10 protein-coding genes, 1 tRNA gene, 1 rRNA gene and 1 pseudogene are annotated in these 19,412 nt (G+C 71.1%); 1 reads left to right on the top strand and 12 read right to left on the bottom strand.

The window, feature by feature from the left end; translation table 11 throughout:
* Positions 1–301 precede the first annotated feature (301 nt).
* From ACIQCJ_RS33570 to ACIQCJ_RS33530, 9 genes and pseudogenes are all read right to left on the bottom strand, one after another.
* Positions 302–772: a DNA starvation/stationary phase protection protein gene (locus ACIQCJ_RS33570; RefSeq protein ID WP_355338135.1), complete on the bottom strand. Its 471-nt coding sequence runs from the start codon at positions 770–772 to the stop codon at positions 302–304.
* A 294-nt stretch (positions 773–1,066) separates the two neighbouring features.
* Positions 1,067–1,459: a helix-turn-helix transcriptional regulator gene (locus ACIQCJ_RS33565; protein ID WP_355338132.1), complete on the bottom strand. Its 393-nt coding sequence runs from the start codon at positions 1,457–1,459 to the stop codon at positions 1,067–1,069.
* Between the two features lie 94 nt (positions 1,460–1,553).
* Entirely contained in the window at positions 1,554–2,105 is a 552-nt protein-coding gene (locus ACIQCJ_RS33560) for a CinA family protein (protein ID WP_355338129.1), read from the bottom strand.
* Entirely contained in the window at positions 2,102–2,890 is a 789-nt protein-coding gene (pgsA, locus tag ACIQCJ_RS33555; protein WP_355338126.1) for a CDP-diacylglycerol--glycerol-3-phosphate 3-phosphatidyltransferase, read from the bottom strand. The genes ACIQCJ_RS33560 and pgsA overlap by 4 nt, the downstream gene beginning before the upstream one ends.
* A gap of 173 nt (positions 2,891–3,063) precedes the next feature.
* Positions 3,064–4,587: pseudogene (rimO, locus tag ACIQCJ_RS33550) on the bottom strand (30S ribosomal protein S12 methylthiotransferase RimO); the annotation flags it as partial.
* Between the two features lie 83 nt (positions 4,588–4,670).
* A complete protein-coding gene (locus tag ACIQCJ_RS33545; RefSeq protein WP_402713692.1) occupies positions 4,671–5,480 on the bottom strand; it encodes a helix-turn-helix domain-containing protein in 810 nt (269 codons plus the stop codon).
* A gap of 363 nt (positions 5,481–5,843) precedes the next feature.
* The gene (locus ACIQCJ_RS33540) at positions 5,844–8,624 is read right to left on the bottom strand and encodes a DNA translocase FtsK (protein WP_402713606.1); all 2,781 of its coding nucleotides are present in this window, start codon (positions 8,622–8,624) and stop codon (positions 5,844–5,846) included.
* A gap of 126 nt (positions 8,625–8,750) precedes the next feature.
* Positions 8,751–9,449, bottom strand: coding sequence for a response regulator (locus ACIQCJ_RS33535; RefSeq protein ID WP_355338120.1), 699 nt, complete (start codon positions 9,447–9,449; stop codon positions 8,751–8,753).
* 253 nt (positions 9,450–9,702) lie between these two features.
* Positions 9,703–15,186 (bottom strand): HAMP domain-containing protein, encoded by a 5,484-nt coding sequence (locus ACIQCJ_RS33530; protein ID WP_355338118.1) that lies wholly within the window; start codon positions 15,184–15,186, stop codon positions 9,703–9,705.
* A gap of 325 nt (positions 15,187–15,511) precedes the next feature.
* On the opposite strand from ACIQCJ_RS33530, the gene ACIQCJ_RS33525 reads away from it, so the two are divergent.
* Positions 15,512–18,184 (top strand): SpoIIE family protein phosphatase, encoded by a 2,673-nt coding sequence (locus ACIQCJ_RS33525; protein ID WP_355338115.1) that lies wholly within the window; start codon positions 15,512–15,514, stop codon positions 18,182–18,184.
* 134 nt (positions 18,185–18,318) lie between these two features.
* Here the strand turns inward: ACIQCJ_RS33525 and ACIQCJ_RS33520 are convergent.
* From ACIQCJ_RS33520 to rrf, 3 genes are all read right to left on the bottom strand, one after another.
* Positions 18,319–18,391, bottom strand: a tRNA-Thr gene (locus ACIQCJ_RS33520).
* Between the two features lie 71 nt (positions 18,392–18,462).
* Positions 18,463–19,191, bottom strand: coding sequence for a DegT/DnrJ/EryC1/StrS family aminotransferase (locus ACIQCJ_RS33515; RefSeq protein WP_355338780.1), 729 nt, complete (start codon positions 19,189–19,191; stop codon positions 18,463–18,465).
* Positions 19,192–19,324: 133 nt separating this feature from the next.
* Positions 19,325–19,412, bottom strand: a 5S ribosomal RNA gene (rrf, locus tag ACIQCJ_RS33510); the annotation flags it as partial.

Genomic DNA, 19,412 nt, shown 5'->3' with positions numbered 1-19,412 from the left:
GGCGGCCGTACCGATGACCGGTGCCGTGACCGGCCCCGTGACCCGTCCCATGACCGGCCCCCCACCCGGTCCGTGGCCTGGAGCACGAAAACTCGCAGTGCGCGCATGGCCGCCTCCTTCGGACCCCCGAGGTTGCGGCGGGAGGCCGCCCGCGGCGGGTCCCGTACTCAGGTGCGATGCCCTGCCGCCAAGATCGCTAGCCGCGCGCCGGCAGGCCCCGGGCAACGTTCACCCGAAAGGGTCGCCGCACGGCCACGACCAGCTGCGACATATGCACGCAAAGCGACATTCCGGCCGTACGTCAGACGTTCTCGGCCTGGAACATCCAGTGGAACTTCTCGATGTCGGCGGTGATCCCGATCAGGATGTCCTGGCTGACCGGATCGGGCTGCTCGGTGGTCTCGATCCGCTCGCGCATCCGCACGATCACGGCGTCCAGCGCGGCGACCAGGATTTCGACGACCTCGGTGTCCTTGACCCAGCCGTCGGTCACCGTGTCGATCCCGCTGGTCTCGGCGACCGTGCGGGCCCGCCCGTCGGGCGTCACGCCGATCGCGGAGGCCCGCTCGGCGACCGTGTCGGAGTGCAGCCGGGCGGTGTCGACGACCTCGTCGAGCTGGAGATGGACGGAGCGGAAGCGCGGGCCGACGACATTCCAGTGCACCTGCTTGGCGAGCAGCGACAGGTCCAGGAGGTCCACCAGGGCGCCTTGCAGCGCGTCTCCGACGGTCTTCCGGTCCGGCTCCGACAGCGGGCTCTTGACGACAGTCATGCGGTTCTCTCCTAGCGGATCGACACCATGAGGTCCGTTTCGCCCCCCCCTTGACCCTCCCCGCCTACCCTGCCTCGGGCTCGCACACATGGCAAAAGCACGAACAACAGCGCGGACGAAAGCGCGGCCCGAAGCACGGCGCGAAGCACGCCGGGAGAAGGGCGCGAGAAGGGCGAGAGATGGCCGGGAGAAAGGCGGCGGAACGGCCGAAGCCCGGCGGACGTACGGGCACACGCCGACGGCCCCGACCGGGAGCGAGCCGGTCGGGGCCGTCGGAACAAGCAGGTCAGAAGGCTAGGCGGCGACCACGTCGACAGCCTCGGCAGACTTCTTGGGCGCCTTGATAGTGATCCGTTCGTCCGGTGTGGACGTCATGGACGTGACAGAAGTGACCGCACCCAGCAGGGGCCGCATCGGCGCGGCAGTGGTCTCGGACGCCGCCGACTGTGCCAGCTCGGCAAGCGACAGATCGTCACTGACCTCCCGCATCACCTCGGACATAGGAACGTCCAAGGCGTCGCAGATCGCCGAGAGCAGCTCGGATGACGCTTCCTTCTGCCCCCGTTCGACCTCTGACAGATAGCCCAGGGAAACCCGGGCGGACGAAGAGACCTCACGCAGGGTGCGGCCCTGGCGCTGGCGCTGCCGACGCAGCACGTCACCAAGCAGGCGACGGAGCAGGATCATCGGTGGCTCCCTCCTCGGACCGCGAATCCGCATCCTCTTCGCCCCACCGTACCGCCTCGGGCACCGGCCGTGCGGGGAGCGATGTCGTGTTCACTCAGGGCTGCAAACATCCCTTCCCCCCGTGTTCTTCCCTATCCTTCGCCTCCGGACTCTTCTCGGGGCGGGTCTTCCTCAGCTCCGAGGTCAGCAGTTCGAATACGGCGGCCACGGTCGCCCGCCGGATCTCCGTACGGTCGCCCGACAGCCTGAGCGCGGCGCCCACCGCACCGCCGGGACCCGCGACGGCCACGAACACCGTGCCCACCGGCTGCCCGTCCTGCGGGTCCGGTCCCGCCACCCCGGTCGTCGCGGCGCCCCAGTCGGCGCCGAGCCGGTCCCGTACGCCCTCGGCCATCTCGCGGGCCACCTGGGCGTCCACGGCGCCGCGCGCGGCCAGCAGGGCCGCGTCCACGCCGAGCAGCTCGTGCTTGAGGGCGGTCGCGTACGCCGTCACCGAGCCGCGGAAGGTCCGGGAGGCGCCGGGCACCCCGGTCAGCTCCGCGGCCACCAGACCGCCGGTCAGGGACTCCGCGACGGCCAGCGTCCGGCCGCGCTCGTCCAGCAGCCGCAGTACCTCCGCCGCGTCCGCCCGCCCAGCGGCGGTCATACGCCCTGCGGTCGCTCGGCCCCGGCCTCGGCCTCCAGCTCGACGCCGGCCACGGAATCCGCCGCGGTCGCGCCCGCCGGAGCGCCCGCCGGAGCTTGGGCCGGAGCGGCGGCCGCTTCCGCGACCGCCTCGGAGGCCGCCGCGACCGCGGCGCGCTCCGCCGCCAGTCCCGCGCGGCGCAGGACGACCGCCTGCCGTACGTAGTCGAAGCCGGTGGCGACGGTCAGGACGACCGCGGCGCCCATCATCCAGGCCCGCACGGTGGCCAGCGGGCCGGTCAGGATCAGGACGTACATGCCGACGGCGATGCCCTGTGTGAGCGTCTTGAGCTTGCCGCCCCGGCTGGCGGGGATCACGCCGTGCCTGATCACCCAGAACCGCATGGCGGTGATGCCCAGCTCGCGGAAGAGGATGACGACGGTGACCCACCAGGGCAGGTCGCCGAGGGCGGACAGGCCGACGAGCGCCGCGCCCATGATCGCCTTGTCGGCGATGGGGTCGGCGATCTTGCCGAAGTCGGTGACCAGGCCGTAGCGGCGGGCCAGCTCACCGTCGAAGAGGTCGGTGATCATCGCGACGGCGAAGGCGGCCCAGGCGAAGGAGCGCCAGGCCGGGTCGTGCCCGTCGCCGTGCACGAGCAGCAGCACGAAGCCGGGGACCAGGACCAGCCGGGCCATCGTGAGCATGTTCGCGATGTTCCACAGGTCGGCCTTGGGCAGCACCGGGTCCCCGAGGTGGTCGGGGGTCGAGGAGGCCGGGGCGGCGGGCGCGGGGGCTCCGGTCATCTGCCCACCTCCTGCAGGCCGCGCGGGGCGTCGGTCACGCCCCCCGCGGCACTCGCGGTCCCGGTCGTATCCTCAGGAATCTCAGGAATCTCAGGAATCTCAGGAATCTCAGGAATCTCAGGAACCGCCGGAATCCCAGGAACCGCACGGCTCGCCGGAACCGCCGGGACGTCCAGCGGCTCCGCGATCAGGTCCACGCCCTCGGTCGCCGTCACCTTCGCCATGACGAAGGTCCCCGGCAGCGGGGCGGGAGCGCCGTCGGGCACCGCCAGCACGACCTGCCCGTCGGTCTCCGGCGCCTGGTGGTCGGCCCGGCCGGTCACCTCGCCGGTCTCCTCGTCCACCGCCTCGACCAGCACCCGTACCGTCGCGCCCAGCCGCTCCTCCGCGCGCTGCGCGGTCAGTTCCTCGGCCAGCCGCGAGACCCGCGCGAGCCTGGCGGCGACCACGTCCTCGTCGAGCTTGTCGCCGAATGTCGCCGCCTCCGTACCGTCCTCGTCCGAGTAGCCGAACACGCCGATGGCGTCCAGCCGCGCGGAGCCCAGGAACCGTTCCAGCTCGGCCAGATCGGCTTCCGTCTCGCCGGGGAAGCCGACGATGAAGTTCGAGCGGACACCCGCCTCCGGGGCCTTGGCCCGGATGGTGTCCAGCAGTTCGAGGAAGCGGTCGGTGTCGCCGAAGCGGCGCATGGCGCGCAGCACGGCGGGCGCGGAGTGCTGGAAGGACAGGTCGAAGTACGGGACGACGCCCGGAGTTCCGGTGAGCGCGTCGATCAGGCCGGGGCGCATCTCGGCGGGCTGGAGGTAGCTCACCCGGACCCGCTCGATGCCGTCGACCGCCGCCAGCTCCGGCAGCAGCGTCTCCAGCAGGCGGATGTCGCCGAGGTCCTTGCCGTACGAGGTGTTGTTCTCGCTGACCAGCATCACCTCCTTGACGCCCTCTCCGGCCAGCCAGCGGGTCTCGCCGAGGACGTCGGAGGGGCGGCGGGAGATGAAGGAGCCGCGGAAGGACGGGATCGCGCAGAAGGTGCAGCGGCGGTCGCAGCCGGAGGCGAGCTTCACGGAGGCGACGGGTCCCGAGTCCAGGCGGCGGCGCAGCGGCGCGCGCGGGCCGGAGGCGGGCGCGACGCCCTCGGGCAGATCGGCGGGCGCCCGGGCCGAGAAGTCCTCGGAAGCCTCAAGAGCGCTCACGGCGGCCTCGACCGGCTCCTCGCCCGACGTCCCGTGCCCCTGCGCGTGCCCCGGCAGCGCCACACTCGCCGCCTGCCGCTCGGCCGGGCTGATCGGCAGCAGCTTGCGCCGGTCGCGCGGGGTGTGCGACGCGTGGACGCCGCCGGCCAGGATCGTCCGCAGCCGGTCGGAGATGTCCGCGTAGTCGTCGAAGCCGAGTACGCCGTCCGCCTCGGGCAGCGCCTCGGCCAGTTCCTTGCCGTACCGCTCGGCCATGCAGCCGACCGCGACGACGGCCTGGGTGCGCGCCTGCCCCTTGAGGTCGTTGGCCTCCAGCAGCGCGTCCACCGAGTCCTTCTTGGCCGCCTCGACGAAGCCGCAGGTGTTCACGACCGCCACATCGGCCTCGGAGGCGTCGTCGACCAACTGCCATCCGTCCGCCGCCAGCCGGCCGGCGAGTTCCTCGGAGTCCACCTCATTGCGGGCGCAGCCGAGCGTGACAAGAGCGACGGTACGGGGTTCGGGCATACGCTCAGCGTACCCGGCCATGTCGCCGCCGCCCCCGCGCCACCGGTGCTCGCGGTGGTGCCGGGACGGCGGGAAAGCACAATTCAGCCCTGCGTGGGGTCACCCGGCGTGTAGGTGAGACGCACCACCTGACCGTCGGTGCCCGCGGCGCCGAGGTCCTTGCCGTTGACGAAGAGCTTGACGGCGCCCGCGTTGCCGACGACGAGCTTGATCTTCTTGTCGTCGGTGAAGGTCTGGGACTCGCCCTTCTTCAGCGACTTCTGGAAGAGCTGCTTGCCGTTGCCGTCACTGGCCTGGACCCAGCTCGTGCCGCTCTCGGCGCTGATCTTGACGGTGACCTTGCCGGGCGGGGCCGCGGCGATGGCGCTGTCGGTCGGGTCCGTCTTCGGATCGGCGCCGTTGCTCTGCGGCGACTGGGTGACGGCGGGCGCGCTGGTGGTCGCGGACGGGCTCGGGGAGTTCGCCGCGGTCTTGTCGCCGCCGCTGCCGCCGGTGAAGACCGTGAAGCCGACGAAGCCCACCACGGCGACGATCGCCGCGACCATGGCCGCCGTCCAGTTCGCCCGGCGCGGCTCCGAACGGATCTTCTGCGCCTCGTAGAGCGGCGCGACGGGAGCGGGCGCCTCCTCGCCGATGTGCTCGGCGACGTACTGGTCGACCAGCGGTTCGGGGTCGACGCCGACGGCGCGCGCCAGGGTCCGGATATGCCCGCGGGCGTAGACGTCGCCGCCGCACCGCGAGAAGTCGTCCTGTTCGATCGACTGCACGATCGGGACGCGCACCCGCGTGCTGGTGCTGACCTCGTCGATGGAGAGCCCCGCCGCGATACGGGCCTGGGCGAGGGCGTGACCGACCGAAGGCCGGTCTTCGGAGGGCGAGTTGCCGACGGACACGAGGGCGCCTTTCGAGGGTGCAGCCACCTGCTGGAAGTTCAGTCTAGGGGGGGTACGAAACGCGGCGGCAACCGGACGATCACTTTTTGTCCGCCATCAGGATTGCCATCGGGATCGCGGTCGGGGTTGCCATCGGGATCGCGGTCAGGATCGTCGTCGGAAGCCGACAGGTTCACCCGTGTGCATCGATACGAGCCCCCCTGTATCAACTTGACGTACGAACAGGAGAAACGGTTGCCCCAACACATTCCCCGAGTCCCGTGACTTACGCATTTCCGTGGGCCGTCCGGGCCCCCGGTACGTACAGGACCGGCCGTTCCCGCGCGCTCGACCTGCCGACGCCCGGCTCCGGACCGGCCGCTCCTACGCTCCCCCGCCGCGGATCTCGGCGAGGACGTCGTCCAGCTCGTCGGCCTTCACCATCACGTCGCGCGCCTTGGAGCCCTCGCTGGGGCCGACGATGCCGCGCGACTCCATCAGGTCCATCAGCCTGCCCGCCTTGGCGAAACCGACCCGCAGCTTGCGCTGGAGCATCGACGTGGAGCCGAACTGGGTGGAAACCACCAGCTCAGCGGCCTGGCACAGCAGGTCCAGGTCGTCGCCGATCTCCTCGTCGATCTCCTTCTTCGGGCCGCTGCCGACCGTGACGTCGGAGCGGTAGCTGGGCGTGAGCTGCGCCTTGCAGTGGTCGACGACCTTGGCGACCTCGTCCTCGGTGACGAAGGCGCCCTGCATACGAATCGGCTTGTTCGCGCCCATCGGCAGGAAGAGCCCGTCGCCCTTGCCGATCAGCTTCTCGGCGCCGGGCTGGTCCAGGATGACGCGGCTGTCGGCGAGCGAGGACGTCGCGAAGGCGAGCCGGGAGGGCACATTGGCCTTGATCAGACCGGTCACGACATCGACGCTGGGCCGCTGGGTGGCCAGCACCAGGTGGATGCCCGCGGCCCGCGCGAGCTGCGTGATGCGGACGATGGAGTCCTCCACGTCACGCGGCGCGACCATCATGAGGTCGGCCAGCTCGTCCACGATCACCAGCAGATACGGATACGGCGTCAGCTCGCGCTCGCTGCCCTCGGGCGTCTTGGCCTTGCCCGAGCGCACGGCGGCGTTGAAGTCGTCGATGTGCCGGAAGCCGTACGCGGCGAGGTCGTCGTAGCGCAGGTCCATCTCGCGCACCACCCACTGGAGGGCTTCCGCGGCCCGCTTGGGGTTGGTGATGATCGGGGTGATCAGGTGCGGGATGCCCTCGTACGCGGTCAGCTCGACGCGCTTGGGGTCGACCAGCACCATCCGGACCTCGTCGGGGGTGGCGCGGGCCATCACCGAGGTGATCAGGCAGTTGATGCAGGAGGACTTGCCGGAGCCGGTGGCGCCCGCGACCAGGACGTGCGGCATCTTGGCGAGGTTGGCCATCACGTAGCCGCCCTCGACGTCCTTGCCGAGCGCGACGGTCATCGGGTGGTCCTCGCCCGCGGCCTCCGCGGAGCGCAGCACGTCGCCGAGGTTGACCATCTCGCGGTCGCTGTTGGGGATCTCGATGCCGACCGCGGACTTGCCGGGGATCGGGCTGATGATCCGGATGTCGGGGCTGGCGACCGAGTAGGCGATGTTCTTGGCGAGCGCGGTGATCCGCTCGACCTTGACCGCGGGGCCCAGCTCCACCTCGTAGCGGGTGACCGTCGGGCCGCGGGTGAAGCCGGTGACGACCGCGTCGACCTTGAACTCCTTGAACACCTGGCCGAGCGCCGCGACCACCGCGTCGTTGGCGGCGCTGCGAGTACGGCCGGGGCCGCCGCGCTCCAGCAGGTCCAGGGAGGGCAGCGCGTAGGTGATGTCGCCGGAGAGCTGGAGCTGTTCCGCGCGGGGCGGCAGCGGCGGTCCCGTGGTCTCGGGCGACTTCTTGGTGAGGTCGGGGACGCCGCCGGACTCCGCGGGGACCCCGCCGGACTCCTCCGGGGTGTCCTCGGCGCGCGCGGCCGGCACCGGCTTCCTGATCCGGCTGGTGAGGTCGGCGACCAGCGGGGAGGGCTGCACACCGTGCAGCACCGCGCCGTCCAGCGCGGCGGCGGCAGCGGCGGCCACGTCCACCGCGTCCCTGCCGTCCTCGTCCCGGTCGCCGGGCAGCGCCTCGGAGCGGCGCCTGGGGCGGCGGCGCGGCTTGGGCTCGTCGGCGCCCGGGTCGCCCCCGGCCGCGGACGCGACGGCGGAGCGCTCGTCGGGGTCGGTGTCGCTGTCGACGTCGTAGGGCTCCGCGGCCGATTTGCCGAAGCGGATCGGCAGCCGCCGTACGGGCGACTCGTCGGTGGTGGCGGCGGTGCGGGGGTCGTCCTCGTCCTCGAAGAAGTCCTCCAGCGGGACCGCCTCGGGGTCCGCGGGCGCCTCGTACACGCCGAGGCGGGTGGCGGCCTGGCGCAGCCGCTGCGGGATCGCGTTCACCGGGGTGGCGGTGACCACGAGCAGGCCGAAGCCGGTGAAGAGCAGGAGCAACGGGACGGCGAGCACCGAGCCGACGGTGTAGACGAGCGGGGAGGCGGCGGCCCAGCCGAGCAGGCCGCCCGCGTCGCGCATCGCGGTCGCGCCCTCGCCGCGGTCGGGGGCGCCGCAGGCCAGGTGGACCAGGCCGAGCGCGCCGATGACGAGGGCGGACAGGCCGATCACGATCCGGCCGTTGGCCTCCGGCTGTTCCGGATGGCGCATCAGGCGTACGGCGACCGCGCCGAGCAGGAACGGCACGAGCAGGTCTAGGCGGCCGAAGGCGCCGGTGATCAGGATCTCGACGAGGTTGCCGACCGGGCCCTGGAGGTTGGACCAGGTGCCCGCGGCGACCACCAGGGTCAGGCCGAGCAGGAGCAGCGCCAGGCCGTCCTTGCGGTGCGCGGGGTCCAGGCCGCGCGCGCCGCGCCCTATGCCGCGGAAGACGGCGCCCACGGTGTGCGCCAGGCCGAGCCACACGGCGCGCGCCATGCGGAAGAGCCCGCTGGTCGGCGACGGTGCGGGCCGGGGCGCGGGTCTGGCCGCCGCAGCCTTCTTGGCGGGCGGTCTCCCCGCGGCGCTCTTCGCGGCGGCGGGCTTCTTCGCCGCGGTCTTCTTGGCCGCAGGCTTCGCCGGGGCTTTTTTGGCGGTGCCGGACGTACGTGAGGCCATGGTGCCGAGGTTACCGCCCTTGTGATCGGGTGACACGCGTGCCTGAGAGTACGCCCGTTCGTGTCGTCCGGCCGGGGCCGGGGACTGACGCGACGTCAAAACGGCGCGCGGCCTTCCCCGTACGGCTCACTCCTGATTCGGCAGCTTGACGACGCCGTTGCCGGTGCCCGGTTCGAGCGCGTCCAAGGCGCGGCGCAGGCCGGTCAGCTTGCGCTCCAGGTGGGCGGCGGTGGCGACGGCCGCGGCGTCCGCGGACTCGTCGAGCTGCTTGGTGAGCGCCTCGGCCTGCTCCTCGACGGCGGCCAGCCGCGCGGACAGTTCGGCGAGCAGCCCCGCGGGTTCGCCCGCGCCGCGTCCCCTGCCGTTGGTGCCCGCGGCGGACGGCACGCCCTGTTCCAACTGGAGCCGCAGCAGCGCCGCCTGCTCCCGGAGCTGGCAGTTCTTGGTGTAGAGGTCGACGAAGACCGACACCTTGGCGCGCAGCACCCACGGGTCGAACGGCTTGGAGATGTAGTCGACCGCGCCCGCCGCGTACCCCCGGAAGGTGTGGTGCGGGCCGTGGTTGATGGCGGTGAGGAAGATGATCGGGATGTCCCGGGTCCGCTCCCGCCGTTTGATGTGCGCCGCGGTCTCGAACCCGTCCATGCCCGGCATCTGGACATCGAGCAGGATCACCGCGAAATCATCGGTGAGCAGCGCTTTCAGCGCTTCCTCCCCGGACGATGCCCGTACCAGCGTCTGATCGAGCGCAGAGAGGATCGCCTCAAGCGCCAGCAGATTCTCCGGCCGGTCATCGACCAGGAGGATCTTGGCCTTCTGCACCATGGCCCGCCCTCCTCGCCCCGGCACTACACCGGTCGCCGCCCCCGGGGACGACTCCGTCGTGCCGCCCGTCCTTGTGCCGGTCATGGTAGCCGCACCCCGCCGTTCGCCACACCCTGTCACCGCCAGGTCACTCAACACGTACCGCAAACGTAGGCGGAGACCAGAAGGTTCCCCTTAATCGGCACCCTCACACCTCATCGGGCGCACGATCCCGGGCGCGGGCCCATGGCGTCGCCGGGCCCGCGCCCGGCCGTCACCGGGCGTGCATCCACTCCTCCATCAAGGTGAGCAGATGGTCGGTGTCGACCGGCTTGGTCACGTAGTCCGACGCCCCGGACTCGATGCTCTTCTCCCGGTCGCCCTTCATCGCCTTCGCGGTGAGCGCGATGATCGGCAGCCCGGCGAACTGCGGCATCTTGCGGATCGCCGTGGTCGTCGCGTAGCCGTCCATCTCCGGCATCATGATGTCCATCAGCACCACGGCGATGTCGTCGTGCTGCTCCAGGACCTCGATGCCCTCGCGGCCGTTCTCGGCGTACAGCACGGTCAGGCCGTGCTGTTCGAGGACGCTGGTGAGGGCGAAGACATTGCGGATGTCGTCGTCCACGATCAGCACCTTCTCGCCGCTGAAGCCGCCGGAGAAGCCGGTGTACGCGTCGGGGTGCCCCTCGTCGGACCAGGTGTCCTCGGTGCCCGCTCCGCCCGGACCCCGCGACTGCGCGGAGCCGTTGGCCGAGCCGTTCGCGGACCCGCCGCGCGGACCCGACCCGTTCGAGGGCGCAGAGCCGTTGGACTGGCCGCCGCCCTCGGGCAGTTGCGGGGGCTGCGCGGAACGGCGGCGCAGCCGGGCCAGGCTGCTGCCGGGGCGCGCCCGGTCGCCGGCCGAGCCCTGCTCGAAGTCGCCGCCGTGGCCGCCCGCGGGCAGTTGCGGCAGCGCCTGCGGGAAGTCGCCCAGGGACAGCGGCAGATACAGCGTGAAGGTCGAGCCGCGTCCCGGCTGGCTGTCGGCGTGGATCTCGCCGCCGAGCAGCCGGGCGATCTCGCGGCTGATCGACAGACCGAGGCCCGTACCGCCGTACTTCCGGCTGGTGGTGCCGTCGGCCTGCTTGAACGCCTCGAAGATCACCCGCATCTTGCTGGCCGCGATGCCGATGCCCGTATCGGTCACGGAGAAGGCGATCAGCGGCTGGTCGGGCTCGCGCATCGTGCCCGCTTCCAGCAACTGCTCCTTGATCGACTGCGGCACCTCGGTGCCCGCGGGCCTGATCACCAGCTCCACCGAGCCGCTGTCGGTGAACTTCACCGCGTTCGACAGCAGATTGCGCAGCACCTGGAGCAGCCGCTGCTCGTCGGTGTGCAGGGTGACCGGCAGTTCGGGCGAGACCCGGACGGAGAAGTCCAGGCCCTTCTCCGCGGTCAGCGGCCGGAAGGTGGCCTCCACGTAGTCCACGAGCTGCACCAGGGCGATACGGGTCGGCGAGACGTCCATCTTGCCGGCCTCGACCTTGGACAGGTCCAGGATGTCGTTGATGAGCTGGAGCAGGTCGGAACCGGCGCCGTGGATGGTCTCGGCGAACTCGACCTGCTTGGGCGAGAGGTTGCCGTCCGCGTTGTCGGCGAGCAGCTTCGCCAGGATGAGCAGCGAGTTGAGCGGGGTGCGCAGCTCGTGCGACATGTTGGCGAGGAATTCCGACTTGTAGCGCATCGAGACCGCGAGCTGTTCCGCGCGCTCCTCCAGCACCTGGCGGGCCTCTTCGATCTCGGTGTTCTTCACCTCGATGTCGCGGTTCTGCCGGGCCAGCAGTTCGGCCTTCTCCTCCAGCTCGCCGTTGGACATCTCCAGGGCGGCCTGCCGGTTCTCCAGCTCCGCCGAGCGCTCCTGGAGCTGTTCGGTCAGCTCCTGGGACTGCTTGAGCAGTCCCTCGGTCTTGGTGTTGACCGAGATGGTGTTGACGCTGATCGCGATGATGTCGGTGATCTGGTTGAGGAAGTCCTTCTGGATCTGGGTGAACGGCTGGAAGGCGGCCAGTTCGATCACGCCGAGCACCCGGCCCTCGAAGAGCACCGGCAACACGATGACGTGCGACGGAGGTGCCTCGCCGAGCCCCGAGGTGATCTTCAGATAACCCGGCGGCACGTTCTCGATCAGGATCGAACGCTTCTCCACCGCGGCCTGGCCGATCAGCCCCTCCCCCGGCAGGAAGACCGACGACATCGTCCGCTTGGAGAAGCCGTACGCGCCGATCAGCCGCAGCTCGTACTCCTCGCCGACCTCCTGGGTGTCCTCGGCGAGGAAGAAGGCGCCGTGCTGCGCGGAGACGACCGGGGTCAGCTCGCTCATGATCAGCGCGGCCACGTCGCCGAGGTCGCGGCGGCCCTGCATCAGGCCGGAGATCCGGGCCAGGTTGCCCTTGAGCCAGTCCTGCTCCTTGTTGGCGAGCGTGGTCTCGCGCAGACGGACGATCATCGTGTTGATGTAGTCCTGGAGTTCCAGGATCTCGCCCGCCGCGTCCACGTCGATCCGCAGATTGAGATCGCCGCGGGTCACCGCGGTCGCGACCTGCGCGATGTTGCGGACCTGGCTGGTCAGGTTGTTGGCCATCAGGTTCACGGACTCGGTGAGGTCCTTCCAGATGCCCGAGACGTCGGGCACCCGCGCCTGACCGCCCAGGCGTCCCTCCGTACCCACCTCGCGGGCGACACGGGTCACCTCGTCACCGAAGGCGGAGAGCTGCCCGACCATCGTGTTGATGGTCGTCTTCAGCTCCAGGATCTCGCCGCGCGCGTCCACGTCGATCTTCTTGGACAGGTCACCGCGGGCGACCGCCGTGGTCACCTGCGCGATCTGCCGCACCTGACCGGTCAGATTGGACGCCATGCCGTTCACCGACTCGGTGAGGTCCTTCCAGGTGCCCGCCACGCCCGGCACCCGCGCCTGGCCGCCGAGGATGCCCTCGGTGCCCACCTCGCGGGCCACGCGCGTGACCTCGTCACCGAAGGCCGACAGCGTGTCCACCATCGTGTTGATGGTCTCGGCGAGCTGCGCGACCTCGCCGCGCGCCTCGACGGTGATCTTCTTCGTCAGGTCGCCGTTGGCCACGGCCGTGGCGACCGACGAGATCGAACGCACCTGGCTGGTCAGGTTGTTGGCCATCAGGTTGACGTTGTCGGTGAGGTCCTTCCAGATGCCCGACGCGTCACGGACCCGCGCCTGGCCGCCGAGCTGGCCCTCCGTACCGACCTCGCGGGCCACGCGCGTGACCTCGTCACCGAACGCGGACAGCGTGTCCACCATCTGGTTCACCGTCGTCACCAGCGCCAGGATCTCGCCCTTGGCGTCGACGGTGATCTTCCGGGACAGGTCGCCCTGCGCCACCGCGTTGGTGACATCGGCGATGTTGCGGACCTGACTGGTCAGGTTGTTCGCCATGAAGTTGACGGACTGCGTCAGGTCCTTCCAGGTGCCGCTGACGCCCTGCACCTCGGCCTGCCCGCCCAGGATGCCCTCGGTGCCCACCTCGCGGGCCACCCGGGTCACCTCCGCGCCGAACGCGGAGAGCTGGTCGACCATCGTGTTCAGGGTGTTCTTCAGCTCCAGGATCTCGCCCCGGGCGTCCACGTCGATCTTCTGCGACAGGTCACCGCGCGCCACAGCGGTGGCGACCTCGGCGATGTTGCGGACCTGGGCCGTCAGATTCCCCGCCATGCCGTTCACGGAGTCGGTCAGGTCACGCCACACACCGGCGACGCCGGGCACCTGCGCCTGGCCGCCGAGCCGCCCCTCCGTGCCCACGTCACGGGCCACGCGGGTCACCTGCTCGGCGAACGACGAGAGCTGGTCGACCATCGTGTTGATGGTGTTCTTCAGCTCCAGGATCTCCCCGCGCGCGTCCACGTCGATCTTCTGCGACAGGTCACCGCGCGCCACAGCCGTCGTGACCTGCGCGATCTGCCGCACCTGGGACGTCAGATTGCCGGCCATGAAGTTGACGGAGTCCGTCAGGTCCTTCCAGGTGCCGGCCACTCCGTCCACCCGCGCCTGACCGCCCAGCCGCCCCTCCGTACCCACGTCACGCGCCATCCGCGTCACCTGGGCGGCGAAGGAACCGAGCTGGTCGACCATCCGGTTCACGGTGTTCTTGAGCTCCAGCATCTCGCCGGAGACGTCCACCGTGACCTTCTGCGTCAGATCGCCGTTGGCGACCGCCGTCGTGACCTGCGCGATGTTACGGACCTGGCCCGTCAGGTTGCGGAAGGCCGTGTTCACGGAGTCCGTGAGGTCCTTCCACGTACCCGCTGCGCCCGGCACCTGCGCCTGACCGCCCAGCACACCTTCGACGCCGACCTCGCGGGCCACCCGCGTCACCTCCGCGCCGAACGCGGAGAGCTGGTCGACCATCGTATTGACGGTGTTCTTCAGCTCCAGCATCTCGCCGGAGACGTCCACCGTGACCTTCTGGGACAGGTCGCCGTTGGCGACCGCCGTGGTCACCTGGGCGATGTCGCGCACCTGGCCGGTCAGGTTGCGGAAGGCGGTGTTCACCGAGTCAGTGAGGTCCTTCCACGTACCCGCCGCGCCCGGCACCTGCGCCTGACCGCCCAGCAGACCCTCGGCGCCGACCTCACCGGCGACCCGCGTCACCTCGTCGGCGAACGTCCGCAGCGTCTCGGTCATCGCGTTGATCGTCTCGGCGAGCTGCGCGACCTCGCCGCGCGCGCCGATGGTGATCTTCTGCGACAGGTCGCCGTTGGCGACCGCCGTCGTCACCTGCGCGATGTCCCGCACCTGGGCCGTCAGATTCCCGGCCATCAGGTTCACGGAGTCCGTGAGGTCCTTCCACACACCGGCCATGCCCGGCACCTGGGCCTGGCCGCCCAGCTCGCCCTCGGTGCCCACCTCGCGGGCCACCCGGGTCACCTCGGAGGAGAACGAGGAGAGCTGGTCCACCATCGTGTTGACGGTGTTCTTCAGCTCCAGCATCTCGCCGGCCACGTGCACGGTGACCTTGCGGGACAGATCGCCCTTCAGGACCGCCTGCGTCACCAGCGCGATGTCCCGCACCTGGGCGGTCAGCCGGTACGCCATGGTGTTGACCGAGTCCGTGAGGTCCTTCCAGGACCCCGCCATGCCCCGGACCTTCGCCTGGCCGCCCAGCTTGCCCTCGGTACCGACCTCGCTGGCCACCCGCGTCACCTCGTCGGTGAACGCGGAGAGCTGGTCCACCAGCCCGTTGACCGTCCGGCCGACCTTGAGGAATTCACCGCGCAGCGGGTGCGCCGACCCGTCCGCGTTCTGCGACCGCAGGTCCATCCGCTGTTCCAGGTCGCCCTCGGCCACCGCCGACAGCACCCGCCCGACCTCCGACACCGGCCGTACGAGATCGTCCACCAGCGCGTTGGACGCCTCGATCGCGGCGGCCCAGGCACCCTCGCAGGCACCGGTCTCCAGCCGCTCTGTGAGTTTTCCCTCCCGGCCGACGACCCGCCGGACCCGGGCCAGCTCACCGGTAAGGTGCTGGTTACGGTCCGCGACCTCGTTGAAGACGGCGGAGATCTCCGCCATCACGCCGTCACCCGACACCGTCAGCCGCTTGCGGAAGTTCCCGTCCCGCATCGCGGCCAGCGCTCCGAGGAGCTTGACCAGCGCGGCCGAATCGACCTCTACGGTCCCACTGGCGCGGGATCGCCCGTTCTTCGTGCGCGTGCTCGTGCCCCGCGCCGATGCGCCAGACTCCACCGTGTCCCTCCTGGAGGGTCGACCGACCTGCAAAAGTGCAAGATTGCTGCCTTGAGAGCATGCCCAGTGTTTCACCATGGCCCCACCCGGCCATAACAGTTCGGCGGCAACGCTTATAACCCGTGGCACGTTCGGGGTGGAAACACCCGCAACCGGCGCACGCGGTGTCCGCGTGGGTAAGTAACCTGGCTCTTGTGTTGGCGGCGCCGCACCTTGCCAGGCGTACACCTCAGGGGGCCGCCGACGAGGACCGGGCAGGACGGCGGCGGCACGGGCGGCGGGACCGGTCAGCGGACCCGCCCACGGACGAGCAACGAGGAGACCGGTGATCACGGCGCGCGCTGCGGCCAGCTTCGAACCGGTGGGGCGGTCGGTCGCCGTCGCGCGTGCCTTCGTACGCGACACCCTGCACGGCTGGGGCTTCGCCGACGTCGTGGACGACGCGGTGGTGCTCACCAGCGAACTGGTGACCAACGCCGTCGTGCACGCGGGCACCGCCGCCGACGTGCAGTGTCTCCGGTACGAGACGGCCGTACGCGTCGAGGTCGCCGACCACTACCCCGACCGCGAGATCCCCATCCAGGGCAGAGGCCGCCAGTTCCGCGACCCCGACAACGAGGGCGGGCGCGGCCTGCTGCTGTGCGCCGCCCTGGCCAGCCGCTGGGGCGTGGAGTACACCGGCGCGGGCAAGCACGTCTGGTTCCAGCTCGACCTGCCCGAGCGCCCCGCCGGCACCCGCTCCGCCGGACCCGTCCTGCCCGCCGCCGACCTCCCGCTCACCGACGAGAGCGTGCGCGTCGCCGTCGTCCAGGTCGACCGCATGGGCTCGATCACGCGCTGGAACGACGACGCGGCCGAGCTCTTCGGCCACCCCGCCGCCGACGTCGTCGGCAAACCGCTCGCCGACCTCACCGCCTGGCCGCAGACCCCCGGCACCGGCATCGGCCTCGCCGAGGCCCTGCTGCACTCCCGCTGGGAAGGCACCTACGGCCTGCGCGACGCCGACGGCCGCGTCCTGCCCGTCTACGGCTCCCACCTGCGGGTCCGCGACAGCGAGGGCGAGCCCTCCACCGTCATCCTGCTGGTGCGCGCCGAGGAGCGCGCCGTGCTCCAGACGCCGTCCCGCGGCTCCGGCAGCGCGGAATCCGGCCTCGGCCAGCGCGGCAAGACCACGGACGCCTTCGAGGTCTTCATCGGCTCCCCCGCCCCCGACGACCTCGACAGCCTCCTCCAGCGCACCGTCGAACGCGCCCGCGACATGCTCGACGGCGACGCCGCCTACCTGCTGCTCGCCACCGACGACGAGACCGAGCTGGAAGTACGCGCCTCCACCGGCCTGCCGTCCGCCCGCCAGCGCTTCGCCCGCGTCCCCGTCGAAGCGGGCACCGGACGCTACGGCAGCGCCCGTATGCCGGCCGTCCACGAGGACCTCACCGCGGTCCCCGGCGCCGTACCGCTGCTGTCCGGCACCGGCATGCGCTCGGTGGTCACCGTGCCGCTCAAGGTCGAGGGCCGCCTGACCGGCTCGCTCGGCGTCGCCGCCGAGGCCCCCGGCCGCTACAACAACCAGGAAGCGCTGCGGCTCCAATTCGCCGCCGACCGGATCGCGCTCGCCGTGGAGAGCGCCCGGCTCACCGAGCTGGAACGGCTGCGCCGCGGCTCGCTGTCCTTCCTCGTCGAGGCGTCCGACCTGCTCGCGGGCACGCTGGAACGCGACCAGACGCTGGCCCTCATGGCCCAGATGACGGTTCCGACGCTGGCGAGCTGGTGCGCGGTCTACACGATCGCCGAGCAGTCGGAGCCGGAGCTGGCCTTCGTCCTGCACGAGGACGAGGACCGCATCGACGGCATCAAGGCGCTGCTGTCCCAGGTACGGCCTCCGGAGCCCGACCCGACACCCGGCGCCCGCATGTGGACCGCGCCCTCCGACGCGGCCCACTCCAGCGCCCTGCGGGCCTCTCTGCGCAGCCTCGGGGTCGGCGCGCGCTCCGCGCCCTCCTCGTCCGCGCCGAACGCCGCCACGCCCACCTCGGGCAAGGGCGGGCGCGCGCCGAGCGCCCCCGGTGTCGCGCTCGCCACCGCGGCGGCCGTCGGCGGCGAAACGGTCGTCCTGCCGCTGGTCGCCCGCAACCGGGTCATCGGCATGCTCACCCTCGGCAAGCCCGCCGACGAACGCTTCCGCCAGGAGATCCTCGAACTCGCCGAAGACCTCTCCCGCCGAGCGGCCCTCGCCCTGGACAACGCCCGCCTCTACAGCGAGCGCACCGCGATCAGCCAGGCCCTCCAGCGCAGCCTCCTGCCGCCGGAGCTGCCGCACATCCCCGGCGTCGAGGTCGAGGTCGTCTACCGCGCCGCGGGCGAGGGCAACGAGGTCGGCGGCGACTTCTACGACCTCTTCCCGATCCGCGACGGCTGCTGGGGCTTCGCCATCGGCGACGTCTGCGGTACGGGTCCGGAGGCCGCCGCCGTCACCGGCCTCGCCCGGCACGCGCTGCGCCTGCTGGCCCGCGAGGGCTTCGGCGGCCCCGCCGTCCTCGAACGCCTCAACGCCGCCATCCTCGACGAGGGCGCCCGCAGCCGCTTCCTCACGCTCCTGTACGGCGAGTTGTGGCCCCAGCACGACGGCAGCGCCGTCCTGCGCATGGTCTGCGCCGGCCACCCGCTCCCGCTGCGCCTGCGCCCCGACGGCACCGTCGAACCCGCCGCCGAACCTCAGCCGCTGCTCGGTGTGATGGACGACCTCGAACTGTACGAGCAGACCGTCTCCCTCGACCCCGGCGATGTCCTGCTCTGCGTCACCGACGGCGTCACCGAGCGCCGCGAGGGCACCCGCATGCTCGGCGACGACGGCCTCGCCGACGTCCTGTCCACCTGTACGGGCCTGACCGCGGGCGCCGTGGCCGCCCGTATCCAACGGGCCGTTGAGCGCTTCGCTTCTGACGCGCCGTCCGACGACATGGCGATCCTGTCGATGCGGGTCCCGAAGAAGTCCGAGTAGCGCGGGTTCTTCGCACGGGGATTCTTCGCGCGGGGATTCTTCGCGCGGTCCTCGGCGCGAGGTTCTTGGCGCGGGTCCTGGTGCGCGACGGCATGAAGAAGGCCCCCACCTGACGGTGAGGGCCTTCTGTGCCGAGCCCCAATACGGAATCGAACCGTAGACCTTCTCCTTACCATGGAGACGCTCTACCGACTGAGCTATTGGGGCGCGTCGATGGGAAGATCCTATCCCATGAACGCGGGTGCTCGAAGCACGCTCAGGGGTCGTTCAGCGGCGGTTCACAGCAGCCCGCCGAGCGCGTTGCAGGCGTCCGCGATGTGCGTCAACTCCCGCTGGGTGATGCCGGGGTGGACCGGCAGCGACAGGCTGTCCGCGGCCACCAGTTCGGTCTGCGGCAACACGGCCCCCGACCGGTGCGCGGGCATCCGGTGCACCGGTACGGGCACGCTCACGGTCGCCCGCACGCCCCGTGCCGCCAGGGCCGCGGCGAAGGCGTCCCGGTCCGGCCGGCCGTTGCCGGGAATCCGTACCGCGTACTGCCGGTAGAGGTGGTGCGCCCCCGGCTCGGTGTACGGCACGACCACGCCCTTGAGCGCCGAGTCCAGGAACCGCGCGTGCGCCCGCCGCCGGGCGACCACTCCCGCGTCCTCCTCGACACCGCCCTCGGTGCCCTGCTCCACGAGCGCCAGACCACGGCGCGACGCCAGGTCGTCGAGCCGCGCCATCGGCGCGGGGTGCCCGAATACGTGGACGGGTACGATCGCGGCCGTCCGCGCCGTGACGCCCGCGGCGACGGCCTCGGGGGCCAGGCAGAACGTCCGGGGGTCGATGTCCGCGAACACCGGTGTGGCGCCCGCGAGTCGGACGGCGTCGGCCGGCGCGCCCGGACCGAACGACGGGACGATGACCTCGTCCCCTGTCCCGATACCCAGCTCTTCGAGCGACGTGCGCAGCGCGGCGGCCGTCGCGTCCGAAGCGATCCTGTGCCGTCGTCCGGCAGTCGTCATCTGCTGCACGTCTCCACACCTCCGCCTATCGGGAGGCCCAGAGTCTCGGAGCGACGTGAACAGAGGGTAACGGAAAACAAAAATGCCTTGGCCCCCGAGTCGAAGCTCGGGGGCCAAGGCATTGATAAAGATTGTTCGGCGGTGTCCTACTCTCCCACAGGGTCCCCCCTGCAGTACCATCGGCGCTGAAAGGCTTAGCTTCCGGGTTCGGAATGTAACCG

It is taken from the genome of Streptomyces sp. NPDC093221, assembly GCF_044753885.1.
Classification (GTDB): Bacteria; Actinomycetota; Actinomycetes; order Streptomycetales; family Streptomycetaceae; genus Actinacidiphila.
This window is presented reverse-complemented; position numbering and strand designations above follow the sequence as displayed.